The 23911-nt window shown below is 34.2% G+C and carries 25 protein-coding genes; 2 read left to right on the forward strand and 23 right to left on the reverse strand.

Annotation, left to right across the window (positions count from 1 at the left end; genetic code table 11):
- Window positions 1-4: 4 nt before the first annotated feature.
- The 15 genes from ACFFLS_RS10200 to ACFFLS_RS10270 all read right to left on the reverse strand — a co-directional run bounded on the left by ACFFLS_RS10200 (window position 5) and on the right by ACFFLS_RS10270 (window position 10204).
- Window positions 5-1057 carry a TerY-C metal binding domain-containing protein gene (locus tag ACFFLS_RS10200; RefSeq protein ID WP_379685055.1) on the reverse strand — a complete coding sequence of 351 codons (1053 nt, stop codon included), beginning with the start codon at window positions 1055-1057 and terminating at the stop codon, window positions 5-7.
- Window position 1058: 1 nt separating this feature from the next.
- Window positions 1059-1310 carry a hypothetical protein gene (locus ACFFLS_RS10205; protein ID WP_379685053.1) on the reverse strand — a complete coding sequence of 84 codons (252 nt, stop codon included), beginning with the start codon at window positions 1308-1310 and terminating at the stop codon, window positions 1059-1061.
- Complete coding sequence (locus tag ACFFLS_RS10210) at window positions 1310-1768, reverse strand: hypothetical protein (protein ID WP_379685051.1); 459 nt, start codon at window positions 1766-1768, stop codon at window positions 1310-1312. Before ACFFLS_RS10210 ends, ACFFLS_RS10205 begins: the two co-directional genes overlap by 1 nt.
- Window positions 1769-1779: 11 nt before the next feature.
- Window positions 1780-2415 (reverse strand): vWA domain-containing protein, encoded by a 636-nt coding sequence (locus tag ACFFLS_RS10215; protein ID WP_379685050.1) that lies wholly within the window; start codon window positions 2413-2415, stop codon window positions 1780-1782.
- A gap of 144 nt (window positions 2416-2559) precedes the next feature.
- Window positions 2560-3198: a vWA domain-containing protein gene (locus ACFFLS_RS10220; protein WP_379685048.1), complete on the reverse strand. Its 639-nt coding sequence runs from the start codon at window positions 3196-3198 to the stop codon at window positions 2560-2562.
- 12 nt (window positions 3199-3210) lie between these two features.
- Window positions 3211-3627, reverse strand: coding sequence for a hypothetical protein (locus ACFFLS_RS10225; protein ID WP_379685046.1), 417 nt, complete (start codon window positions 3625-3627; stop codon window positions 3211-3213).
- Window positions 3627-4286, reverse strand: coding sequence for a TerD family protein (locus ACFFLS_RS10230; protein WP_379685044.1), 660 nt, complete (start codon window positions 4284-4286; stop codon window positions 3627-3629). The genes ACFFLS_RS10225 and ACFFLS_RS10230 overlap by 1 nt, the downstream gene beginning before the upstream one ends.
- Before the next feature lie 22 nt (window positions 4287-4308).
- On the reverse strand, window positions 4309-4860 hold the full coding sequence (locus tag ACFFLS_RS10235; RefSeq protein WP_379685042.1) for a TerD family protein: 552 nt from the start codon (window positions 4858-4860) through the stop codon (window positions 4309-4311).
- An 8-nt stretch (window positions 4861-4868) separates the two neighbouring features.
- On the reverse strand, window positions 4869-5834 hold the full coding sequence (locus ACFFLS_RS10240; protein WP_379689350.1) for a hypothetical protein: 966 nt from the start codon (window positions 5832-5834) through the stop codon (window positions 4869-4871).
- Between the two features lie 21 nt (window positions 5835-5855).
- Complete coding sequence (locus ACFFLS_RS10245; RefSeq protein WP_379685039.1) at window positions 5856-6944, reverse strand: toxic anion resistance protein; 1089 nt, start codon at window positions 6942-6944, stop codon at window positions 5856-5858.
- Window positions 6945-6946: 2 nt separating this feature from the next.
- The gene (locus ACFFLS_RS10250) at window positions 6947-7555 is read right to left on the reverse strand and encodes a TerD family protein (RefSeq protein ID WP_379685038.1); all 609 of its coding nucleotides are present in this window, start codon (window positions 7553-7555) and stop codon (window positions 6947-6949) included.
- A gap of 6 nt (window positions 7556-7561) precedes the next feature.
- Window positions 7562-8116, reverse strand: coding sequence for a TerD family protein (locus ACFFLS_RS10255; RefSeq protein ID WP_379685037.1), 555 nt, complete (start codon window positions 8114-8116; stop codon window positions 7562-7564).
- A 2-nt stretch (window positions 8117-8118) separates the two neighbouring features.
- A complete protein-coding gene (locus tag ACFFLS_RS10260; RefSeq protein ID WP_379685036.1) occupies window positions 8119-8925 on the reverse strand; it encodes a phosphoribosyltransferase family protein in 807 nt (268 codons plus the stop codon).
- Window positions 8926-8927: 2 nt separating this feature from the next.
- Window positions 8928-9593 carry an HAD family hydrolase gene (locus ACFFLS_RS10265; protein WP_379685035.1) on the reverse strand — a complete coding sequence of 222 codons (666 nt, stop codon included), beginning with the start codon at window positions 9591-9593 and terminating at the stop codon, window positions 8928-8930.
- A 35-nt stretch (window positions 9594-9628) separates the two neighbouring features.
- Window positions 9629-10204, reverse strand: coding sequence for a TerD family protein (locus ACFFLS_RS10270; protein ID WP_379685034.1), 576 nt, complete (start codon window positions 10202-10204; stop codon window positions 9629-9631).
- Window positions 10205-10491: 287 nt separating this feature from the next.
- On the opposite strand from ACFFLS_RS10270, the gene ACFFLS_RS10275 reads away from it, so the two are divergent.
- Window positions 10492-10875: a DUF983 domain-containing protein gene (locus tag ACFFLS_RS10275; RefSeq protein ID WP_379685033.1), complete on the forward strand. Its 384-nt coding sequence runs from the start codon at window positions 10492-10494 to the stop codon at window positions 10873-10875.
- Here ACFFLS_RS10275 and ACFFLS_RS10280 read toward each other — a convergent pair.
- From ACFFLS_RS10280 to topA, 8 genes are all read right to left on the reverse strand, one after another.
- A complete protein-coding gene (locus ACFFLS_RS10280) occupies window positions 10856-11929 on the reverse strand; it encodes an NAD(P)/FAD-dependent oxidoreductase (protein WP_379685032.1) in 1074 nt (357 codons plus the stop codon). The genes ACFFLS_RS10275 and ACFFLS_RS10280 overlap by 20 nt on opposite strands.
- 74 nt (window positions 11930-12003) lie before the next feature.
- Entirely contained in the window at window positions 12004-12993 is a 990-nt protein-coding gene (porN, locus tag ACFFLS_RS10285) for a type IX secretion system ring subunit PorN/GldN (RefSeq protein ID WP_379689376.1), read from the reverse strand.
- A gap of 193 nt (window positions 12994-13186) precedes the next feature.
- Entirely contained in the window at window positions 13187-14176 is a 990-nt protein-coding gene (gene porN / locus ACFFLS_RS10290) for a type IX secretion system ring subunit PorN/GldN (protein ID WP_379686363.1), read from the reverse strand.
- Between the two features lie 44 nt (window positions 14177-14220).
- Window positions 14221-15765, reverse strand: a complete 1545-nt coding sequence (gene porM, locus ACFFLS_RS10295) for a type IX secretion system motor protein PorM/GldM (protein ID WP_379685031.1) — start codon at window positions 15763-15765, stop codon at window positions 14221-14223.
- Between the two features lie 52 nt (window positions 15766-15817).
- Window positions 15818-16465, reverse strand: coding sequence for a type IX secretion system motor protein PorL/GldL (porL, locus tag ACFFLS_RS10300; protein ID WP_379685030.1), 648 nt, complete (start codon window positions 16463-16465; stop codon window positions 15818-15820).
- Window positions 16466-16524: 59 nt separating this feature from the next.
- Complete coding sequence (gene porK / locus ACFFLS_RS10305; protein WP_379685029.1) at window positions 16525-17928, reverse strand: T9SS ring complex lipoprotein PorK/GldK; 1404 nt, start codon at window positions 17926-17928, stop codon at window positions 16525-16527.
- Window positions 17929-18191: 263 nt separating this feature from the next.
- On the reverse strand, window positions 18192-19343 hold the full coding sequence (locus ACFFLS_RS10310) for a formimidoylglutamase (RefSeq protein ID WP_379685028.1): 1152 nt from the start codon (window positions 19341-19343) through the stop codon (window positions 18192-18194).
- Between the two features lie 6 nt (window positions 19344-19349).
- Window positions 19350-21866 (reverse strand): type I DNA topoisomerase, encoded by a 2517-nt coding sequence (gene topA / locus ACFFLS_RS10315; RefSeq protein WP_379685027.1) that lies wholly within the window; start codon window positions 21864-21866, stop codon window positions 19350-19352.
- Window positions 21867-22425: 559 nt separating this feature from the next.
- Here topA and miaB point away from each other — a divergent pair.
- The gene (gene miaB, locus ACFFLS_RS10320; protein WP_379685026.1) at window positions 22426-23871 is read left to right on the forward strand and encodes a tRNA (N6-isopentenyl adenosine(37)-C2)-methylthiotransferase MiaB; all 1446 of its coding nucleotides are present in this window, start codon (window positions 22426-22428) and stop codon (window positions 23869-23871) included.
- Window positions 23872-23911 lie beyond the last annotated feature (40 nt).

Consider the following 23911-nt stretch of genomic DNA (forward strand, 5'->3'; position numbering starts at 1 on the left):
AAAATTATCCCTGAGTTCTGTTTACATCAAAACCGCCTTCTCCGCAGCCATAACTCCCCTGATTGCCACACCACGGACAAGTGCTGATCTGCTCATCTCCAATACAATGTATTTTTTGACAAACGCAAACTGCAAACGCCACTTGATTACCGCAGCAAGGACAAGTTGGCCCTCCAATCAGTTCGTCTGTATTGACTTTGTTGTTAAAATTGCCAGAATCTGCCAATTCAAAATAAGAATTATCAACTTGATAAGCACCAACCAATCGGTAATTTTTAGACGATAATTCAATTCCCGCATAAATAGATTCTGCAATCGTTTTGCGGTATTTCATCAAATACGGTCTTTTTGTGTTTTGACATTTTCCGTTCAAAACCACAAAATTATCATCAACATATTGGCGGTTAGGAGCTTCTTTGGTCAAATCTATTTTAGAAAGTGTTTCACCATCTAATTTTGCCAATTCAAAACCAGTCGAATTATTTTCAACACTTATACTGCTTGTTTTAATAGAATCGGTTACCCATTTAAAAAACTCTTTGTACGATTGTACATTTGTGTTTTTAAAATGAAGTACATTTTCTGTCAACTCGCCTAATAATTTTGTATCTGTTTCGCTTCCGAAAGAAATCGCAATTAAGTTGGCTGTACGTTGCCAGTTTTGTTTCCATTCATTAATCGCAGCCTGAGTATCGTCTGTAGGAACTCCATCAGTAAATAAGAAAACTATAGGTTTCCAGTCACCTTTTACTTCATAAGTCGTTTTTACGATATTGCTTCTCAATTCGTACATTAAATGTCCGAGACCTTTGCTTAAAGATGTACCGCTTCCTATTGGAAATTTTGGAGGATAAAAACTCACTATTTCCTGTAACGGAACCAGTGTTTTAGGCTGTCCAGCAAATACGATTATCGAAACAAAAACAGTTTCCAACGCATGTGGATCTGTTTTTAAGGCCTGAATAATAGTAGCTAAACCTTCTTCAACCTGCTGAATCGGTTCTCCAACCATTGATTCAGAAATATCAATTAGAAAATATATCGGTAATCTTCTCATTTTAAAGGAAATTTAATATCATTAAAAAAACAACTAAAAGTACAATCTGTGTCATATCCACCGCAAGACCAGTTCCGACCTGAAAAGGTTTGATCATTGGTTTGAGGAAATTGAATATGGGTGAAAATATACTGTTGAAAAAATCAAAAATAGATTTGTATTGTGAATTCAGCCTGTCTTTGTAAGGCAGTAATTTTGAATACAAGAACAGTCCGACAATCAGAATCTGGACAATAATTTTTAGAGCATTCATTATGAAAATACTTTTATCAATTCGTTTGCAATTTCTTTAAAAGCCTGTCTCTCGTCACTATTTTTTGTATAGTATCCGTAAATTGAAACGCCATTATTGGGTTCGATATAATTAACTGAGAAAGCAGTTCCGTAACATCTGTTTCCTCCATTTAACGGAATATCATGCATTATTTTTATATAGGCGCAGTTTTTACGAATGATAACATCTTTTATAGCAAAATCATTTTTTTGATAATGTTGTCTTAAAGTCTGTTCTACATTTTTTATCTCAAAATTAGCAACAGTTGAGGTTTCATAGCAAATATTGATATCATCGATGTTCATAGAACCCAAAATTTGCTCTGGACTTAAAACCATCGCTTCAAATTCCTCGTCTTTTCCCTCGTAATACATTTCATCTGCAGCCTTACCGACTTTTATGAGTACCTCTGTAAATGTTACTAATGAATCAAGCATTTTTTTTCAAATTAAATCACAACGGTTATTTCGCTTGGCGGAGGAGGCAATGTAACGCTTTCTCCTGTTCCTTGGCTCTTGTTACCCTGCTCGATGGTTTCTGACACCCATTTAAAAAATTGCTTCAACGTAGAACTATCAGCAGAAGCCAGATGTACTACATTATCCGTCAATTCTTTTAAAATTTCGTCGTTTGCCATATGTCCGGCAGCGCATCCTACAATAGCACCAAAGCTTAAGTTTCTTATTTCCTGCGTTTTTTCTCTGTACAATTGAATATCAGAAGGTTTTCCATCTGTAAAAACAAAAAGCAATGGTTTCCAATCGCCTTTTTGCGTTGCAGAACCTTTTATAACATCTCTTTTTACTTTTTGAATGACAAAATCCAAACCTGCTCCAGTATTCGTCGGACCACTTTGCGGGCAAGTGATTTCGGGAAGCTGAAAATGAACCAGTTCTGTAAGTGGCACAATTTCTTTTACCTCACGATCGTAAGTAATAATGCTGATCCAAAGCGAATCTAAAGCCTGAGCATCTGAACGTAACGTATTGACCATTCCGCTTAAAGCATTGTTTAAGGCCTGAATTGGTTCTCCGTACATAGAACCTGAGGTATCTAATAAAAAATATACTGGTAGTCTTCTCATATCACTTTCAAAAAAAATGTTATAACAATGAAAATTACTGACTTTAGAATTTCATATCAGAAATTGAAAAGTGCTGCTCATAACATCAATTGCTGTTATTTTTTAATTTTCAGTCAAAAAATATATAACTCCGCCTTTCAGTTCTTAAACGATAATGTTTAATTCTGATGGAGGCGGAGGTAATTCTTTTAGATTTGTAAATTCTTTTCCTGAATCTTCGACTTTTGTCGAGGTTACTCCAATCGAAGCGGTTACCCATTGAAAAAACTTGCCAATACTGGCACTGTCTGCCGTATCCAGACTGACTACATTATCTGTAATCTTTTTTAGAATAGCGGCATCTGCCCCGCCTCCTGCTGCACAGGCCACGGTAAAAGCAATTCTAGCTTTTTTAAATTCATTCAGCCCGTTTTCCCAGTTATCTGTCGGAATTCCGTCTGTCATGATAAATACCAATGGTTTCCAATCGCCTTTTTGTTCTGTTGTTGTTTTGGCAACTTCAGACTCAATCTTTTGAGCGGTTAATCTTAATGCTTCACCCAAAGCCGTAACTCCAGATGCCTTAAGATCGACCATCTGAAAAGAAGCCAAATCAGTTAAAGGAATCAGCTGCTGCGCTGTAGTATCAAAAGTAATGACGCTTAAAAAAGCAGTTTCAATTGCCTGAGGATTCTGGCGTAATGAACTAATCATCATTTGAACTCCATTTTTTACAGCTTCAATTGGCTCTCCGGTCATTGAACCAGATGTATCTAATAATAAATATACAGGCAGTCTTCTCATGGTTGTAACGATTTATACAGGAATATTATAGGTTGGTGTTTCGGCAGCTGAGCTGTTTCCTTGATTTGAACTCTGAACGCCGTCAATGTTGTAAGTGCTTGTATCGGCCTCTGGATCGTGCTGTGTCAAGTGACTCATTACTTCTTGAGTTAAATCTTTACCTCCTACAACATGGTGGTAAGCAGAACCTATGGTGTAAATTGGCCCCCATGGAAATCCCCACCATCCTACTACTAAATTCAATACAGCGTAACCCCAAGAATATTTAAATGAACTTTCATCTGGTCTGATGAAATAGATATCTGAACTTCTTTTTAAAGTCATCAATACGAATGAAATAGTATATGGGAAAATTACAAATTTACCACCTTGGTGTACTAGGTCGCGTACCTGCGCAACTCTTAGTCCTTCTATGTTTTTGATTTGCATTATAGGTACGATTTTACAATTTTGTGAATAGTCTGACCTAAGAAAGTATCGTCTGTCGGGTCTCCGATTGCACTAAATTTCCATTCGCCGTTTCTTTTGTATAATTTACCCATAATGATTGAGCGTTTGTTTACATACTGTGCTTCTGCAGATACATTGTAAGATGCAAACTCTGAAACTACTCTTGTCGGAGTTCCTTCGTACATTCTGATTTTTGCATATGGAATTTGAGAGAAATCTTCTTTTCCGGCATTATTCAAAAAGAAAAATATTTGTGATACTTTAGAATCAACTTTAGAAAGATCTACAGTAATAATTTCGTTATCTAAACCGTCATCTCCTCCTGTATCACCAGCAAGATCATCACCTGTATGTTTAAGAGCGCCGTCAGCACTTAATAATTTACCTTTTGGTAAACCAAACTGCTGTAATACTTCTACTCTGTACAATGGAGAATACAAATGATCGCAAAGTTGGTTCTGGTCGTTAATCAAAATACAGCTAAGATCTAAATCTACTTCTGTAATGTTCTTTGATAATCCTAAGAATCCTTTTGTTTCAATTGCTCCCCAGTTTACACCGACACAAAAATTTGTTAATGTCTCTCCACTTGATTTACGCAAATCAATTTTTTGCCCTTTAGTTAAGTTAATTGCCATGTTTTTAAAATTGGGTTTTTAATTAATTATATTTATTTAAATAATCTTGTAAGCCGCCTTTCATACCAATTCCGACTGCTTCAAATTTCCATTCGTTATTTCTTTTGTAAAGTCTTCCAAATTCTACAGCAGTTTCAATAGAGAAATCTTCGTCAAGTTCGTATTTAACCAATTCAGTATTTGCTTGATCCAGAATTCTGATAAAAGAATTTCTGATTTGTCCAAAATTCTGTCTTTTTGTTTCTGCCTGATGAATAGTTACCACAAAAGAGATTTCGTGTACATCTGCAGAAATTTTAGACAAATCGATTTGGATTTTTTCATCATCTCCGTCACCGTCTCCAGTTAAATTGTCTCCTGCATGAATTACCGCTTCATCTGGAGATTTTAAATTATTATAATAAACAAAATGGTTGTCATTTGGAATTTTTCCATTTGCACCAACTAAAAATACCGAAGCATCTACATCAAAACTTGACCCAGTGTTGCTCGAATTACTATCCCATCCAAGACCTACTGTAAACTTCGGAGCATCAATACTCTGCCTTTGACCTTTTTCTAAATTAATTGCCATTTTATCTTTTAATTAATATTAATATTTAACATTGATTTTAAAATATTCGTCTGTTCGTCTACATTTTGCAAATCTTCCAAAAAGTCAACCGACGAAATTTTGTTTAAATAATCTTTCAGTACTTCCTGCACATTTTCGGGCAACGAAGTTTTAATGATGCTTAATTCTTGTTCCAGCGCGATATTTTTATCCTCCAGCTGTTGAATAATTTCACCTTTGGCAGAATTGTTTTTTGATAGATCAATTCCTTTTGCCATTTCATTTTCAATTAGATAAAAAGCTTTTTCGTTTCCAACAAAAACAAACAAATCATTTGAATCTCTGAATTCGTAAACTTCTACAATTTCATTATTACAAACCAAACCGCACAAAAACTTGATTTTAAATTTCAATATGTTCAGTCTTCCTAAAAGTTTTTTTTCAAACTTCGCATGTTTGTTTTCGTACAAACTCTTCTTAACCAACGCCAGCTGTTCATACTGTTCGATAGTAATTTCTCTGTAATATTCTGTTTTTGTACTATCAGAAAAAGAGATTATATCTTTCCAATCAAAAGACAGATTTAAATCTGAAGCAAAGATGTTATACAGCTGTTCAATTTTTTGAGACATTTTTTCTGCATGTTCTTTTGCGAGGCTTGCAAATTCTTCTTTTCCGATTTCTGATTTCAGTTTTGCAATAATATCGTTATTGATATATATTTCGTCTGAAACAAGACTGTACTGTCTTTCTTTTGATTTTTTAATTTTCTGAAACAAATCAATCAAACTGTTTGTGTATTGTATATGAAACAGTTCGAGCTTGTTAATATCTAATGTCTGATTCTTTTGAAAAAGGGAATGAATGACTTTTGTTCTTACCAAAACGCCAACAAAGTCCTTGTGGTTAAAAAAATTGGACAACAATTTTAAAACCACCAGCTTTCTGCTGCTATCGTTTATTATTTGAACGTACCTTTCCTCTTCCTCTTGCATTCAATAAATTCCTTATTCAATTTAGCTTATAACCCCTTTTTTTAATTCGGCTTCAAGACTTTGTAATCCAGCATCAAGCTGTCTTCGGGTTTCTGTGCCTTGCTCGTGAATTTGTTTTACTTCTGTTAAAGTATCAATTAATGATTTGGTGGTCATTTTTAAAGTTTCCAGAGACACAACCGTATTTTCATTTTCTCTTGCAACTTCGATACTGTTTTGTTTCAGCATTTCAGCATTTTTCTGCAAAATGGTGTTCGTTGTTTCTGATACTCTTCTTTGAACTTCAATGTTTTGTTTTTGTCTTTGAAGTGCAACAGCAAGTGTCAATTGGTTTTTCCAAACCGGCATTGTTGTTGTCAAGATAGACTGCGCTTTTTCGGCGATAGAAGTGTTGTTGTTCTGCACCACACGAATCTGTGCCAAAGACTGAAGCATAATAAAACGAACAATTTTCATATCAGCCAGACGTTTGTCAAGGCGGTTTACGAAAGTTCTTTTATCTGAAATCTGATAATCCTGATACTGAGTCGGATTTGCTTCCATTACAGCCAATTCTTCGTTCAATTCCTTAAAACGAATCTGTCCTGCTATAATGTGTTTTTCCATTTCTTTAATCAGATTCACATTGCCGTCAAACATTGTCTGAAGTGCACTGTTATCCTTTACAGAATTGATCATTCCGGCTTTGACCTTATTACTGATTTTATCAATATTTACAGTAATTTTATCGTACTGCTGAAATAATTTTTTGACATCTATAACCAATTTATTCAACAACGGAATTTTTGAAATAAATCTCTTAAAAGGTCCTTGATTCAGCTCATCTACGTCTACGTAATTAAGTTCTGTCAATAAATCATTAATCAAAGATCCGACTTCGCCAGAATTATAAGTTCTTACATTGGTCAAAAAAGTATCACTTTGTCTTGCAATAGAATTTTGAATGTCGGCTCCATAGTTTAAAATCGAATTGGCATCATTCTCATTTATCTGATTCGAAATAGATTTATAACTATTTACTTCAGCTTCAGTAATTGAAGTCAAATTCACATTTCCGTCTTTGTCAATCAAAGAAGTATTTTCTTGTGTAATCAATTGATTTCCTTCCATTTTTATAAATGATTTTGTTGAATAGTCACGATAGTCTGCTCTAACTTCTTGTCATTTGTAGGAACTCCTACAGCGCTGAATTTCCACTCGTCGTTTCTTTTATAAAAAACTCCTAAAACCATCGAAACATTTCCTGCAAAAGTAGCGTCGTTTGCTACATCAAAACGTGCAAATTCCTGAGTTACTCTTGTTGGTGTTCCTTCATAAATTCTGATAGAAGCAAACGGAATATCTTTGAAATCCTGGCCTCTAAAGCTGTTTATAAAAAATGCCACATAATTTGCTGCTGGTGATAATTGTGCAAAATCTAACGTGATAACCTCATTATCCAATCCGTCGTCTCCGTTTAAATCTCCAGTCAAATCATCTCCGCTATGTTTGATAGCACGGTCATTTGATACTAATTTTCTAAAATTTACAGAATCAATATGATTTTTTTTATCATCATATACCGCACAGCTTGCATCTAAATCAACGGCTTCTTTCTTGCTTCCGAAAAAACCTTTTTTCTCGATTGCCCCCCAGTTTACGCCAACACAAATGTTTTGTAATTTTGAACCGTTGCTTTTTTCAAGATTAATACGCTGTCCTTTTTCTAAATTAATTGCCATAATATCTTAGTTGTATTTATTTAAATAATCCTCTAATCCGCCTTTCATTCCAACCCCCATTGCTTCAAATTTCCATTGACCGTCCTTGTTGTAAATTCTTCCGAATTCGACAGCAGTTTCTATAGAAAAATCTTCTTCAAGTTCGTATTTAACCATTTCTTGGTTGTTGCTGTCATCTACAATTCTGATAAAAGAATTTCTAACCTGTCCGAAATTTTGTTTTCTATCTACCGCGTCATGAATTGTTACTACAATACAGATTTCTTTTACCGATGGATTAATTTTTGTCAAATCAATTTTTACTTGTTCATCGTCTCCGTCACCATCTCCTGTCAAGTTATCTCCGGTATGTATAACCGAATCATCAGGTGATTTTAGGTTGTTGTAAAAAACAAAATGAGAATCTGAAAGAATCTTTCCGTTGTCTCCTAAAATAAAAACCGAAGCATCAAGATCAAAACTTGAACCTGTGCTGCTGTTGTTTGTATCCCATCCTAAACCTATTGTAAATTTTGGTGCGTTGATATTTTCGCGTTGTCCTTTTTGTAAATTGATAGCCATAATTAATCTATTTTGATAACATTAATGTTTGTTTTATATTCTAAAATCTGATGATAATTGTTGCTTATTGCCAGATGAAATAATTCGTTGCTTTTTTCTGCCGAAATATTATTTATTAAAAAATCGAATTGCTCTTCATTAAAACTTAAAATGAATTTTACAATTCTGGTATTATACTGAAAACAGGGACTATTGATTATCTGCACAATGTCTTCGACATTTTTTACTGCAAAATAATTATAATGGTTTTCTATTTTTGGATGAATTTCTTTATTTGCCAATTCTGCGTAATAAACAAAAACAAAATCACCATTTACATTGTACTGATTCAATATTTTATTGACTGTATGTTCATGGCTTCCAGTAATTTTGATGTCATCAACAAAAATACATAATTTGCCCTCTATAAAATTTCGGTCAATATAATAGGTATCATTAGAAATTAATTTTACCCTTTCTTCAAAATCCAGATTTCCGTAATCGGTAACATAGGTCTGATTTCTGTAGATTTTTGATTCAATACTTGCTTTTTTGCCGTTTTTAAACAAAAAGCTGTTTAATTCTTTTTTAAAATAATAACATAAAAAGTTTGATGCTGTTGGAATAGACAAATACGGACTTGGCAAAATCACAATTTCTCCTCCAGATAAAACACACTCGCCAAACTCATTAACAAATCCTGCAAATAATTCTTTTGCAAACTTCTCTGCATAAGACTTAGATCCAAATTTAAATTTACTGTATTCTGCTTCTTTAAATGGGCAGTTTTCTTCATCAGTAATTTTATGTAAACTATAACTTTTATTCACTTCTAAATTTTTAATAAATGCGCTCCAAAACCAAAACTAACTGCTCCATTATAATCTGCAATACTGTTGTCGCCAATATGCAGTATTTCATTCTTTTCAACTTTTTTAGATTCATTTACCTTATCAAAAACCAGTTGAAAAATCTCTTTGTTTGGTTTCGAAAATCCAACTTCATCAGAATAAATCTGAAACGAAATCAAATCTGTCAATCCATAATGATCGATAAGTTTCCTGAGCGTCTTCCCTTTTATAAATCCGGTATTACTCAATATATTAATTGATTTTTCCTCTGACCTTATCTCATTAAACAATGATTTTGTTTCAGTAAAAATTAACTCGGGCTTATATGCAAAGAACAAATGCTCCGTTTCATTATAAAAATCACCTAACTTCTCCAGTCCATTTGCTTCCAAATTGACTTCGAGAGCGCCTAAAATTAGGTAATAAATTTCATACGTACTTAAATTTAATCCTGTTTTTTCGTTAATGTTATTACACAGAACATCATAATAACGAACAACTTCGCTGATTTTTTCAATTGAAGAATCTATCTCAAAAAAGTCTTTGAACAATAAATTTCTCTTTTTTTTGAATTCAGGATTAGACCTGATTAAGGTAAGCCATAAATCAAATGAAAGATGACTGTAATTTTTGTAATCTATGTTCAAAATAATGTGTGATTATAACTGAATCTTAAAAGCTGTTATTTTATAATTTCTCCTGAATAGTACTTTTCTAGAAAAAAGCCCAAATCAGCTCTATATCCAACTCCAGAAGCTTCAAATCTCCATTGATCATTTCGTTTGTACAATCTTCCGAATTCAACACCTGTTTCAACAGAAAAATCCTCATCAAGTTCGTATTTTGCAATTTCCTGGCCATTAGAATCGTCTACGATTCTGATATAAGAATTACGTACCTGTCCAAAATTCTGTTTTCTTCTTTCATAGTCTTCGATAGTAACCACAAAAAGAACTTCCTGCACATTCGGGTCAATTTTACCCAAATCAACTTTAATTGCCTCATCGTCATCTCCATCGCTGTTTCCTCCGGTAGGATCGTCTCCCGTATGCTCTAATGCTCCATCAGGAGATTTTAGATTATTATAAAAAACAAAATAACTTTCTCCTAAAAGTTTACGATCAGAATTTATCATAATAGCCGAAGCATCTAAGTCAAAATCGTGTCCGGTACCTTCATTTGGATCCCAGCCTAATCCTACAGAAATTTTTGACAATCCAATATCAATTTTTTGTCCTTTTTGTAAATTTATTGCCATTCTAATACTTTTTAAAAAAATTTAAACATACAATGATACAAAAAAGCAGATGAAGTAAAATGTGGGTTTCCGTAAAAGGCGTAATTTTTATTAACAATATTTACTTTATGTTTAAACAACGCCGATTTACACCGTTAAACGAATTATTGACAGATTATAATCCATGCAAAAACATTATATTTGCAACACAAATCTGTAAGAGAAGGATTAAAAAAGATTGTGAACTACTTTTTTGAAAAAGCAGGAGCTACATTCCCCAGTCCAACAACAATCAAATTAGAATAATAATGCTCAAAAAGGGATCAAAATTAAACAGTATTCTAACTGGAAGCTGTCCTAAATGTCAAAGCGAAAGCATGTATGAAGATACAAATCCGCTTAATTTAACCAAAGTTTTAAAAATGAATGACCACTGCAGCCACTGTGGTTTTAAATACCTAATTGAGCCTTCTTTCTTCTATGGCGCAATGTATGTAAGCTATGCTTTGAATGTAGCGGTCGGAGTTGCGGCTTTTATCGTTTCTTTTGTTTTTTTCGGAAGCACTATAGAGCAGTCGTTTTTGTCAATCATTATTACATTGATTGTTCTCTTTCCTTTTGTTCTGCGTCTGTCGAGGAATCTATATATTAATATGTTTGTTTCTTATGACCCTAAAGCCGGTAAGCATTAAGTGATTTTAAATATCTTTTGTGAAATCTTTTAATATCGGCTTCTTTGTCAATTGGAGTTCCATGTTCGATATGATTAAATAACATTTTTGCCAAAGCTGGCCCCAACATTACTCCACGTGTTCCTAATCCGTTAAGGAGGTGGATAGATTTATAGGCCTCATGAGTTCCAATAATCGGCCTTCTATCAGCAACTGTTGGACGCACGCCGGCAAAATGTTTTACAATCTCAAAATCGCATGTAATAATTTCCTTAATTCGATCCAAAAGTTCTTTTTTACCTTCTTCTGTGGGAAGATCTGTTTTGTCATGCCAGTTGTAAGTTGCTCCGACTTTAAACAAATTACCTCCTATTGGAAGAATAAAAACACTTGTGTTAACAATAACATCTAATTTTAAATCAGGTGCTTTTATTAAAAACAATTCACCTTTTGTTCCGTCCAAAGGCAGATAATTAAAATATGGATTTTTATGCAGTCCGAAACCCTCGGCAAATATTATATGGCGAGCTTTAATATTTTTATACTGAATACCGGAATCAAGAAAATCCAAAAAAGAACTGTGGAAAGATTCTTCCAGAAGCAAATTATTCTCTTTCAAATATTCTCTGTAACTTTCTAATAATTGTCCGGTCTTTATATATCCTGTATGCAAGACTTCTCCGTAATCGTGAGGAGAATCAATACTTTGATATTTTTTAGTAATCAGTTTTGTAGACAAAAAAGGAGCTAAGTTAATTTTATCAGAAGCAGCAAACCAATTGTTCTGTTCTTCAATCGAAAAGAACTTTCTAAGAATCGGCATTCTAAAATTGAATTTTTCTTGGAGCTTATCTTCAACCTGATCATAAAATTCATTCATCAAAACCAAGTGCTCTTTTGCATTCCACACTTCACTAAAACGTTTCAAAATTACTGGATTGTACAAACCACCAGCTATTCTGGAAGAATTCTGCGATTTATCATCAACAACTAAAATAGATTTATTGTTTTTAAGTGCTATTTCAGCAAATGAAATTCCGGCAAGCCCAGATCCGACGATTAAATAATCAAGCATTATAATGTAGATAAAATAAAAAAACTCTTGGTACAAAGGTAGCAAGAGTTTTTCTTATAATTTGGCACAAAAGCTTAGTAATTCCACATGTCTTCTTCAAAATTGCGAATCTTCTCTTTTACTCGTTCAGATTCTAGCAATTGACTTTGAGCATTATCCTTAACATAATCTTTAATCTCTCTATCGCCATAAACATTTTCTTCTTTATAAATAATAGAATTAAAATATCTTGAGTTTAAAATCTGATCAAATGAAATCGGCATGGCAGAGTTCTTATCGTTAAATGCTTTTGCTTCGTGGAGAACATTTCTTGCATTGGGAAAAAACACCCAAAATAATTCGATGTAATCCTTCTCATCACTGTTCATTGTAAAAACATCAGGCGTAACAGGACAAATACCCAGCAAGCGGTACTTTAGCTCACTCTGACGCTTATCAAAGTACCAAAACCCTTTTATTTTATACTGACTAACATCAGCAGCGGTTAAATCCTGTTTCAAAATGTATTCTGCTGGAACCGTTCGTTTTGGTCCAACAGTTTCTTCAACATAATTAACCTTTTTATTTTTCCCTGTCCCAGTAACCACTTTTTTCTTCACCACACGTGACTTGTAGTCATCAGGATATTGGTTAATTAATTCCCTCCCTGCATCGGTGGTATCTACTCTTGACAAAGCATCTTGTATATCCTTAAGTGTTTTTTTCGTATTAAAATAACTATCTGTATAAACCTCTGTTATCCTTCCGCTTTTGATACCTTTAGTTAAAACATCATAAAGCGAACGCCTATTTGACCCAATATTTGCCGTATCAACGGGAAAGTATAACGGAAAATTAATCTTTTCATTCAAATCAATAATTTCCCAAACCGTTTTTCCCATCAAAACATCTTTATCATCAACATAACCATAAGACAATGGCTTATCATTATCTGAAATCTGTTGAGCTGCTGTCTTAAGTCCAATCTGATCCGGAGTTTTGGCATTAAGCAGATTCGACTGTGCCTTAGAAGTAAGACCGACACAAAGCCATACAATTACTAGTAAAAAATTCCCTATTTTCATCATTATAAATATTATAAGAAATTAAACGTATCATTGTAAGAAATATTGTAATTTTTCTTACAATATTTAAATTTACGAAAAAAAAGCTTATGAACTGGCCTTCTACTCAAATATATAAGAAACCAAGTTGCTAGAAAACAAAAAACTCCTACTGAAACAGTAGGAGTTTTTAGATATATTCGTATGCAGTATTTTAGTAATTCCACATATCTTGTTCGAAATTGCGAATTTTCTCTTTCACTCTTTCAGACTCTAATAATTGGTTTTGAGCGTTATCTTTCATATAATCGCTAATTGCTCTATCTCCGTAAAGATTCTCTTCTTTATAGATTACTGCATTAAAACGTCTTGAATTCATAATCTGATCAAATGAAATCGGAAGAGCCGAATTGTTGTCGTTAAAAGCTTTTGCTTCATGCAGGGCTTCTCTAGCATTTGGGAAGAAAACCCAAAACAATTCAATATAATCCTTCTCATCACTATTCATTGTATAAACGTCTGGAGTTACTGGACAAATTCCTAGTAAACGATATTTCAATTCACTCTGACGTTTGTCAAAATACCAGTACCCTTTAATTTTATACTGCGTAACATCTGCTGCAGTAAGGTCTTGTTTCAGAATATACTCTGCAGGAACCGTTCTTGATGGTCCAACAGTTTCTTCAACATAATTAACCTTTTTGTTTTTACCAGTTCCAGTAACCACTTTTTTCTTCACAACACGTGATTTGTAGTCATCTGGGTATTGGTTGATTAACTCTCTACCAGCATCAGTTGTATCAATACGAGATAATGATCCTTCGATGTCTTTCATAGATTTTTTAGTATTAAAGTAACTATCAGTGTATACTTCGGTTACTTTACCACTTTTAATAGCTTTTGTCAGCACGTCATAAAGAGAACGTCTGTTAGGACCAATATTAGCTGTATCTACAGGGAAATACATAGGAAAATTAATTTTCTCATTCAAATCAATGATTTCCCAAGTAGTTTTTCCCATCAAAACATCTCTATCATCAACATAACCATAAGCCAATGGTTTATCATTATCTGAGATAAGCTGTGCAGGAGTTTTAAGTCCTATCTGGGCAGGTGTTTTAGCGTTTAGCAGGTTTGACTGCGCATTAGAAGCAAAACCTCCAGCGATAGAAACAACAGCTATTAAAAAATTTCTTACTTTCATCATGATATCATTATAAGATATTGAACGTAGCTTACACTACTTTATTATTGTATTTCGTAAATTACTGGAGCAGTTCTTGGCAATAAATAACTACCTGCACCAACCAGTTTAGTTTTAATTTCAGAAATAGTAACTTGGTCTCCTTTACCAGCTCTTGAAAGTACTTGTTTACACTGAGCATTCATTCTGTTTCCTGTAACAACTACCGTTGGCTGTCCAGCAATTTTCATATTGAATCCTACAACATCTAAACCAACTTCAAAATCGAAGTCAAGTAATTTAGCTCCAATGGTAGCAATCTCTAAGTTAGATCTAGGACCTTTAACAACTCCCATCTCACCTCTAATTGTTCCTGTTGGACCAGGAATACCTTTAATTCTGAAAACTTTTTTATCAGATACAGCTTTACCGTCAGGTAATTTAGCAGTAACATTGATTGATACTTCAGTTCCTTGACCTGGACTCATTTGATATTTTCCATTACCAACTTTTGTTAAACCAGGTGCAGAAGCAACAACATCTTTATCTGAAACTCCAGCAAATGAAATTGTCATAGGGTTTACAACACCTCTATAAACAACATTCATTTTATCTGCAGAAATAGTTGCAGAGTTTGGTCTTGGTACTACAACATATTTACCTTCAAATTTAAGTGGAATAGTTTTTCCATCTTCTAAGAATGTAAATTGTCCATTAATATTTTGTTCACCAATTCCACCAGCAGTCATAGAGATGATAGCTTGTCCGTTAGCATCAATTTTACCAGGACCTGTAAATGATGTTGGTTTAGTGTTTTCATCATAACGACCTAAAACAACTTTACCTGTTACAGGATCTCCTTGGAAGTATGCATTTTTGTCTAAAACTACAATTGCTTTATAATTGCTGTAAGAAGCAGCAGCAACCGCCGCTTTTCCTAAAGCACTGTTGTAAACATCAGTTTCTGCTTTTTTAACGTCATTCTGCCAAGCTGAAAGTTTAGCAGCAGTAGCAATTGCAGGGAAACCTTTAAAATGGTAAGCTAAGTATTTTTCTTTTATACCGTCTTTGTTTTTTACATCAGAAACATCAAATTTCTTTTCAATTTCAGCGATGATATTACCGTATTTATTTTTAGGATCTGTCAAAGCAGCTTTCATATCTGCTTTATACTTTTGAATTTTAGCAATAATAGCATTTCCTTTGCTTGTATAACCGTCACCAGTAAACCAGTCATCGATATTATCACCTCTGTCCATTGCCTCGTAAGGTAATTTCCCAGTTTCTTTATCAATTTCAAAACCATGAATCGACTGAGTTTTTAAACTTCCGATATACTCATAAAATTCTTTTGATATAGCTTGAACTTTATGTGATGTTTCAGCAGCTTTGATAAATTCTCCTTTTGCTTCAGAAGCTTTTAAATCTATAGAAGACAATAAATCTTCATTTGTTTTTACTGAAGCAGTGTTTGCAGCTTCAAACTTTTCATTCATCAAACCAAAAGCAGATATTACTTCTTTTGATACGTTCATTGCCAACATTGCGATGAAAACCAGATACATCAGGTTAATCATCTTCTGTCTAGGGGTTAATTTTCCTCCTGCCATTTTTTTCTAATTAGTTCTTAATTAATAAAATTTATATCTAGTTAAAAACTAATTATCCTTTGTTACTCATTGCAGAAAGCATACCACCGTAAACGCTGTTTAAAGAAGAGATGTTAGCTGTCATAGAAGCCATTTGCTCTTTTAATTTAGAAGCATTTTCAGCAATTTCACTGTTTGCTTGAGCGTTTCTTGAAGCACTTTCTAATTGTACTTTATATAAACTGTTTAAAGATTCCATTTGTGCAGCAGCTAAAGACATTTCCTCAGCGTATTTCTTTTGACCAGCAATAGAATCTACTGTAGGAGAAATTGCTTTTGCAGCTCCTTCGAAATTTTTGATAGAATTTCCTAAACTTGCCATTAATTCGCTGTCAATTTTAGCATCTTTCAATAATGAATCAAGTTTTTGAGACAATAAACCTTGAGCATCAGTTGCAGTCTCAGCTTTTACTTCTTTTTTTCTAGCTTGACCGTTTGCTAATTCTGGGTAAACAAGAGTCCAATCCAACTCATCTTCAACAGGTTCAAAAGCAGATAATGCGAAAATCAAAGCCTCAGTTAAAAGACCGATTGAAAGCATAACCGTTCCCGTTAATGGTCCAATTTCAAAGTGAGTAATTTTGAATAAAGCTCCAACGATTACTACTGCCGCTCCCATACCATAAGCGAAATTCATTGTCTTTTTACTTAATAATGCCATAATAATTTTTTTTTTAGGTTTTTAAAATAGATTTGTTGGATATTGATTAAATTATAAATTTACTTTCTTCTAGTACTGTTTCCTGTAGATTGTGTTCCCATGTAATCTTGTACAGTTCTGAATCCGATATAACTTCTTGCAGAATCAGCATATTCGTGGTCACGAGTACCTACTTGCAGGAAGTAAGCTACATCTTTCCAAGAACCTCCACGAACTACTTTTCTTTGGTTTTTACCATCAATTACGTTTGGATTCATTGTAGAAACATATTCGTAAGCATTTGGATTGTAAGCAGAGTCAGTCCATTCTGAAACGTTTCCTGCCATGTTGTATAATCCATAGCCATTTGGCTCATATGATCTTGCTTCAACAGTATATAAAGCTTCGTCAGCAGCGTAATCTCCTCTGTTTGGTTTGAAGTTAGCCATGAAGCATCCTCTGTCACTCTTAGTGTAAGGACCTCCCCAAGGATAAGTTGCAGATTCCAGACCTCCTCTTGCAGCATACTCCCATTCTGCTTCTGTTGGCAATCTGAATGAGTTAACTAAATCACGACCTTTTTTCTTAGATTTGATATAACTGTTTTTGTTTAATGTTCTCCAAGCACAGAAAGCTTTGGCTTGTTTCCAAGTCACACCAACTACAGGATAGTCTCCGTAAGCTTTGTGCCAGAAATAATCATTATGCATTGGTTCATTATAAGAATAAGAGAAATCTTTAATCCAAACTGCAGTGTCAGGGTAGATTTTTACCTGCTCAGTCTTAACGAAATCACTTCTTTTTCCAACTTTTGCTTTTGCAGCAGCTTGAATATCCATCCAAGAATAGCGGAATTTCAATTTATTTACATCAATAGTTCTTAGACCATTGTATGATTCTTCTATTGGAAGATACATAGAATCCATTACTTCAGCGTAATATTCATCTGGATATGCTTTTGTATCTTTAATAAGTTTTACTTTTCTGTTTAATTTTCTTCCTGCATACGGATCATCTTTTGTACCAACACTATAGTAGTTGTCGTACATATATTTATCATAAGCAGTCATTTTTTCAGGATCTGAGTCGTTAAATGCATAATCAGCAATACTTCCACCTTTTTTTCCTTTAGAATCTGGAGTTCCTTTCTGTCCAGTTTCATCAGCTAAGATAGCAAGACGAACTCTTAAAGTAGAGTCTTTTACCCACTCTACAAACTGACGGTACTCACTGTTTGTAATTTCAGTTTCATCCATATAAAATGAACGTACTGTTACTGTCTTAGTTGGAGCATCTTCCACATTAGCCAAATCAGAATCTGATTTACCCATGATAAAAGATCCACCTGGAACCAAAGTCATTCCATAAGGTTTTTCAGGATGCCATTTCCCTCCTGTAACACCAACCAATTCACCTTTGTCACCTGACTTACCACAGCCGATTACTAGTGTTAACATTGCTGCAAATGCAATAAACTTCTTCATATAAATTTGGGATTTTCTATTCATTATTAAAAGTCCGTAAACGTATTTATTATTTAGTTAAAAAACAATACTACTTGCGAAATTTATTTTATCGGTCAAAAATAATGTTAAATAAAATAAAAAAAAAATATTTCATCGACAAACTGCCTTAAAAAGCCGATGTAAAACGTTAAATTTTATACTTTATATATTTTTTCCTACTAATTATTTTTAACTTTTTTTATTAATTTTTAAAAAATTATGATTTCAATCTGTTTTTTGCTCTATAAAGCGTTTTTTCGCTGTGCTTTCCACCATCTTTCTGGCAATTCTTGGCCGCAAGCTGCCAAATATTCGTCATAAGAACATGGTAATAACGTATTTCTTTTCAATTTATTGTTACCATTTATTTCGAACGGAATTTCAATCCACCAACGTTCGGTTTTGTCACTTTTATAAAAAATAAGTTCTTCTTCTTCTAGCGGAACTATGTATTTTAAATAATTGGTTCTGCTGCCAAAAGGATATTCTTTTGATCGATAATGAAACCCTTCAATAAAATACCATACAATCTGAGAAATTATAACAGATTCGGCTGCAGTGCTGTTGTGATTAAAAACCCCAAAAGAGCTTACTTTATCACTTATTCCAGCATATCGAGCCAAAGCACAAATCTCTTTTCCTGTAAAACCGTTCGGCTCAAACGAAACCATATTTCCTGAAACTGAAGATTTTACCGAATTCAAATCGATACTTACCAAATCGGCATCTCTAAAAACAGGTTCTGCAAGAGCGATTTTATTTGAGATTTCCCCCAAACGATAAGCATCAAAGAACAGTTTTTCTATCAAATCTATTTCTTCCTGAGAATTGTAATAAGTCTGATATCCTATATTACAATAATTAAAAAGATTGTTTGGCTCGTCGATTATAATTTTAGTCAGATAAGAATTGGCCGAAACCGACTCGTCCTCTTTCCCGAAATCAAATGTGTTATCTACTGACACAAGGTTTACCATCTGCTCAAGATCGTCATATCCACGATACAAAGCATAAGTCAAATCCTGCGAACCTCCAAGGACTATCGGAATAACTTTTTTCTTTATTAAAGAAGAAGCTACTTTTTTTAATGCAAAATAAGTATCCTCTACTGCATCTCCTGCCAAAATATCTCCAAGGTCTGCAATTGAAGCGTCCCAATTACCAGGAAACATACTGTACAATTTTTTACGAACAGCATTCAGGTTAACCTCATTGACCATATTGATATTACGACGGTCTTCCAAAACGCCGATAATAGCAATGTCTATTTTATCGATATCAGGAAACTGATCTTGCGTATGGAAAACAATCTTGCTTCCAAGTTCTTGTGAAGACAGCGTGTTGACAAATTTTAAAATTCCGTCGTTAACTGGTTCTAGAAAATCAAATTCCATTTACTCTTATTTCTTTTTTACAGCTGTTTTTTTAGCTGGTGCCTTTTTAGCTGTTGTTGTTTTCTTAGCTGCAGTCTTTTTAGCCGGAGCTTTAGCTGCAATCATTTCTTGAACTTGCGCCAATGTCAGTTTTGAAGCATCAACATCTTTGCTTAGTTCAATTTTCACTTTACCTTTCAGAATTACAGAACGTCCCCAACGAGCTTTTTCTACAACAATTCCTTCTTCTTCCCAGTTATGAATTACTTTGTCAATGTTTTTCTGAAGCTTATCTTCAATCAATTCTTCAACATCTGCCTGAGACAAATTATCAAAATTGTATTTTTTGCTCACATTTATAAAAAGTCCATTCCATTTAATGAATGGCCCAAAACGTCCTACTCCTTTTTGAACAGCTTCTCCTTTGTAAGTTGCAATTGGCGCATCAGCAAGTGCTTTTTCGTCAATTAATTCTTGAGCTCTTTCTTTTGAAACATTCAAAGGATCTTCGCCTCTTGGTAATGAAATAAAAACACTTCCGTGACGAACATATGGACCGTAACGACCGTTGTTTACTTCAACTTCTTCTCCTTTATATTCACCTAAACTTTTTGGAAGCAAGAATAAATTCAAAGCTTCTTCCAAAGTAATGTTTCCTATATTTTGATCTGCCATTAAGCTGGCAAACTTTTTATCTTCATCGTCTGCTTCTCCAATTTGCGCCATTGGCCCAAATTTTCCTAAACGAACAGAAACTTGTCTTCCGTCAGCATCTTTTCCTAGAATTCTTTCCCCACTTTCGCGTTCTGCATTTGCCTCAACTTCTTTTACATTTGGATGAAAGTGATTGTAGAAATCCTGCATCATCTTCGCCCAGTCAATATTTCCTTCGGCTATTTCGTCAAAATCCTGCTCTACTTTTGCAGTAAAATTATAATCCAGGATATTTTCAAAATTCTTCACTAAGAAATCCGTAACAATAGTTCCGATATCTGTTGGAACTAATTTTCCTTTATCAGAACCTGTATTTTCTTTTAACGTTTTCTCTCCTACTTTACTATTTTGCAAAGTAAGCTGAGTATAATTACGTTCTACACCTTCAAGAGTTCCTTTTTCAACATAATTTCTATTGATAATAGTCGAAATCGTTGGTGCATAAGTAGAAGGACGTCCAATTCCAAGCTCTTCTAACTTCTTAACTAAAGAAGCTTCTGTATAACGTGCCGGTGGTCTTGAATATCTTTCTGTAGCCGTAATATAATTGTTAACCAATTTCTCGTTTACTTTTAAAGCAGGAAGCATTCCTTCTTGCTCTTCTTCATCGTCATCATGACCTTCCAAATACACTTTTAAGAAACCTTCAAAAAGTAAAACTTCTCCAGAAGCTGTAAAAATTTCGCTGTGATTATCGGCTTCAATTTTCACGTTTGTTCTTTCCAGCTGTGCATCGCTCATTTGCGAAGCCAAAGTTCTCTTCCAAATCAAATCGTATAAACGAGCCTGATCACGATCAATATTTACTGAATGACGAGACATATCAGTCGGACGAATTGCTTCGTGCGCTTCTTGCGCTCCTTTATTTTTATTAGCAAAAACTCTCGGTTTTGAGAATTCTTTTCCGTAAGATTTGATGATTTCAGCTTCAGCCGCGTTCATTGCTTCTGTAGAAAGATTCACAGAGTCGGTTCTCATATATGTAATAAGTCCCGCTTCGTACAAACGCTGTGCTAACTGCATGGTGATTCCAACTGGCAGATATAATTTTCTTGCGGCTTCTTGCTGAAGCGTTGAAGTTGTAAAAGGTGCTGTTGGTGATTTTTTGGTAGGTTTAGTTTCTAAATCTGCTACCTTATATTTAGAACCGATATTCTGATTTAAGAAATCTTCGGCTTCTTTTTTAGTATTGAAGTTTTTTGGCAGTTTTGCTTTGAAAGCTTTCCCTGCTTCATTTACAAATTCTGCAACAATCGAATAAGTTGCAACTGCATTAAAACCTTGAATTTCGCGTTCTCTCTCTACAATCAGACGTACAGAAACCGACTGTACACGTCCGGCAGAAAGTCCCCCTTTGATTTTTCTCCATAAAACTGGAGATAATTCGTAACCTACTAAACGATCCAGAACACGTCGTGCCTGTTGCGCATTTACTAAATTATAATCTATTTCTCTTGGATTGTCAATTGCTTTAAGAATCGCAGATTTTGTAATCTCATGAAAAACAATACGTTTGGTCTTTTTTCTATCAAGTTTTAATTCTTCCGCCAAGTGCCATGAAATAGCCTCTCCCTCGCGGTCCTCATCGGATGCCAACCAAACCGTTTCGGCATTCTTAGATAGTGTTTTTAGCTTACTTACCAAGGCTTTTTTATCTGGAGAGACTTCGTATTTAGGCTTAAAACCATTTTCTACATCTACTCCTATTTCCTTTGATGGTAAGTCGGCTATGTGACCATAACTAGACTCAACCTGAAAGTCATTTCCAAGAAATTTCTCTATCGTTTTCGCCTTAGCTGGTGACTCAACTATTACTAAATTCTTTGCCATTGCTCTATTTTTCTGCAACAAAAGTATTTATTTTTTTTAAATATCTGCCCTGTGAATGCATTTTTGAAGTATTTTGATATTATGAAACTTAAAATTGCAGATTTATCTGTAATATTCTGTATTATATATATAGGTATAACTTTTAATGATTTCTGACCGAGAAATCTCCTTTTTAATTGTAGGTTTTAGATTTCAGATTTTAGATTGCAAAAAACATTCACTTAAATTAAATTCTAATTCTTTCTTTTAAAACGGATTGACCTAGCCCAGATTGCAACGGATTGCCCGGAGTAAAAAAAGCAAAAGTTTCTTGTTCTAAAAAAGCGACCAACGGAAGCTCTTTTTAGAACTAGAAACTTTGCTTTTTTTATGAGGACAAGAAGTGGAAAGCTGGAAATAGCTCCTTATTATTTTCAGACTTTAGATTTTAAATCCTCATGCAGATTTTAAAAAAGCTCATTATTCACTAAATTTCAACAATCTAAAATCTAAAATCTTTTTCCTGACATCTTGTCATATTCGTTTCAATTACCCTATCTTTGCACTTTGAATTTTTATAATGGAAAAGATTATTGAAGAAAACAAACAGGGCGAAAGTCTTGTTTTGGAAAATAAACCTGAGAATACTAAAAAACTATTTATAGAAAGTTACGGCTGTGCGATGAATTTTTCGGATAGTGAAGTCGTAGCTTCCATTTTGTCTGACGGAGGATATAACACGACTTCGGTTCTTGAAGAAGCCGATTTGGTTTTGGTGAATACTTGTTCTATTCGTGACAAAGCAGAACAAACAATACGCAAACGTTTAGAGAAATATAATGCTGTAAAACGCACGAATCCGAAAATGAAAGTGGGCGTTTTGGGCTGTATGGCAGAACGTTTGAAAAGCCAATTTTTGGAAGAAGAAAAAATAGTCGATCTTGTTGTTGGCCCTGATGCTTATAAAGATCTTCCTAATTTATTGGCAGAAGTTGAAGAAGGACGCGACGCCATTAATGTAATTTTATCGAAAGAGGAAACATACGGAGATATTTCGCCAGTTCGTTTGATGAGCAACGGAATTACCGCTTTGGTTTCGATTACGCGCGGATGCGATAATATGTGTACGTTTTGCGTTGTGCCTTTTACACGCGGACGTGAGCGTAGTCGTGAACCGCAAAGTATTATGGTTGAAATTCAGGATTTATGGAGTAAAGGTTTTAAAGAAATTACACTTTTAGGACAAAACGTTGACAGTTACCTGTGGTATGGAGGCGGTTTGAAAAAAGATTTCGTAAACGCTTCTGAAATGCAGAAAGCAACTGCTGTCGATTTTGATCAGTTATTAGAAATGGTTGCAGTTGGTTTTCCTAAAATGCGTATCCGATTTTCGACTTCTAATCCGCAGGATATGCACGAAAGCATTTTGCATGTTATGGCGAAATATCCAAATATCTGCAAACACATTCACCTGCCAGTTCAGTCTGGTAGCAATAGAATTCTAAAAGAAATGAATCGTTTGCATTCTCGTGAAGAATATATGGCCTTGATTGACAAAATCAGAGCGATTGTTCCTGATGCTTCGATTTCACAAGATATGATTGCTGGTTTCCCAACTGAAACAGAGGAAGATCATCAAGATACGATGAGTTTAATGGAATATGTAAAATATAATTTCGGTTATATGTATTCGTATTCTGAACGCCCGGGAACTTTGGCTGGAAGAAAAATGAAAGATGATGTCGAAGAAGAAACTAAAGCCCGAAGATTACAAGAAATTGTCGATTTACAGCAAAAACACGCCTGGTTTAGAAGTGAAGAATTTGTTGGAAAAATCGTTGAGGTTTTAGTTGAAAAAGTTTCTAAAAAATCAAAAGAAGAATTTTCTGGAAGAAACTCTCAAAGCATAACGGTAGTTTTTCCAAAAGAGAATTACAAAATTGGAGATTTCGTAAACGTAAAAATCACTAGCTGTACAAGTGGTACTTTAAAAGGTGAAGCGGTTGGATATTCTGAAATGAATTAGTTTTTTAACCGCAAATTACACAAATTCCCACAAATTATTA

Origin of the sequence: Flavobacterium procerum (assembly GCF_042431625.1) — a bacterium.
GTDB lineage: Bacteria > Bacteroidota > Bacteroidia > Flavobacteriales > Flavobacteriaceae > Flavobacterium > Flavobacterium procerum.

Coding starts and splice junctions, on each gene's coding strand:
- porK (WP_379685029.1), bottom strand. CDS start 17,928: ATGAAGAAGTTTATTGCATTTGCAGCAATGTTAACACTAGTAATCGGC.
- ACFFLS_RS10255 (WP_379685037.1), bottom strand. CDS start 8,116: ATGGCTATCAATTTACAAAAAGGACAACGCGAAAATATCAACGCACCA.
- ACFFLS_RS10210 (WP_379685051.1), bottom strand. CDS start 1,768: ATGCTTGATTCATTAGTAACATTTACAGAGGTACTCATAAAAGTCGGT.
- ACFFLS_RS10215 (WP_379685050.1), bottom strand. CDS start 2,415: ATGAGAAGACTACCAGTATATTTTTTATTAGATACCTCAGGTTCTATG.
- ACFFLS_RS10230 (WP_379685044.1), bottom strand. CDS start 4,286: ATGGCAATTAACTTAACTAAAGGGCAAAAAATTGATTTGCGTAAATCA.
- topA (WP_379685027.1), bottom strand. CDS start 21,866: ATGGCAAAGAATTTAGTAATAGTTGAGTCACCAGCTAAGGCGAAAACG.
- ACFFLS_RS10205 (WP_379685053.1), bottom strand. CDS start 1,310: ATGAATGCTCTAAAAATTATTGTCCAGATTCTGATTGTCGGACTGTTC.
- porL (WP_379685030.1), bottom strand. CDS start 16,465: ATGGCATTATTAAGTAAAAAGACAATGAATTTCGCTTATGGTATGGGA.
- ACFFLS_RS10275 (WP_379685033.1), top strand. CDS start 10,492: ATGCTCAAAAAGGGATCAAAATTAAACAGTATTCTAACTGGAAGCTGT.
- miaB (WP_379685026.1), top strand. CDS start 22,426: ATGGAAAAGATTATTGAAGAAAACAAACAGGGCGAAAGTCTTGTTTTG.
- ACFFLS_RS10235 (WP_379685042.1), bottom strand. CDS start 4,860: ATGGCAATTAATTTAGAAAAAGGTCAAAGGCAGAGTATTGATGCTCCG.
- ACFFLS_RS10250 (WP_379685038.1), bottom strand. CDS start 7,555: ATGGCAATTAATTTAGAAAAAGGACAGCGTATTAATCTTGAAAAAAGC.
- ACFFLS_RS10225 (WP_379685046.1), bottom strand. CDS start 3,627: ATGCAAATCAAAAACATAGAAGGACTAAGAGTTGCGCAGGTACGCGAC.
- ACFFLS_RS10310 (WP_379685028.1), bottom strand. CDS start 19,343: ATGGAATTTGATTTTCTAGAACCAGTTAACGACGGAATTTTAAAATTT.
- ACFFLS_RS10200 (WP_379685055.1), bottom strand. CDS start 1,057: ATGAGAAGATTACCGATATATTTTCTAATTGATATTTCTGAATCAATG.
- ACFFLS_RS10280 (WP_379685032.1), bottom strand. CDS start 11,929: ATGCTTGATTATTTAATCGTCGGATCTGGGCTTGCCGGAATTTCATTT.
- ACFFLS_RS10240 (WP_379689350.1), bottom strand. CDS start 5,834: ATGCAAGAGGAAGAGGAAAGGTACGTTCAAATAATAAACGATAGCAGC.
- porM (WP_379685031.1), bottom strand. CDS start 15,765: ATGGCAGGAGGAAAATTAACCCCTAGACAGAAGATGATTAACCTGATG.
- ACFFLS_RS10220 (WP_379685048.1), bottom strand. CDS start 3,198: ATGAGAAGACTGCCTGTATATTTATTATTAGATACATCTGGTTCAATG.
- ACFFLS_RS10270 (WP_379685034.1), bottom strand. CDS start 10,204: ATGGCAATAAATTTACAAAAAGGACAAAAAATTGATATTGGATTGTCA.
- ACFFLS_RS10245 (WP_379685039.1), bottom strand. CDS start 6,944: ATGGAAGGAAATCAATTGATTACACAAGAAAATACTTCTTTGATTGAC.
- porN (WP_379686363.1), bottom strand. CDS start 14,176: ATGAAAGTAAGAAATTTTTTAATAGCTGTTGTTTCTATCGCTGGAGGT.
- porN (WP_379689376.1), bottom strand. CDS start 12,993: ATGAAAATAGGGAATTTTTTACTAGTAATTGTATGGCTTTGTGTCGGT.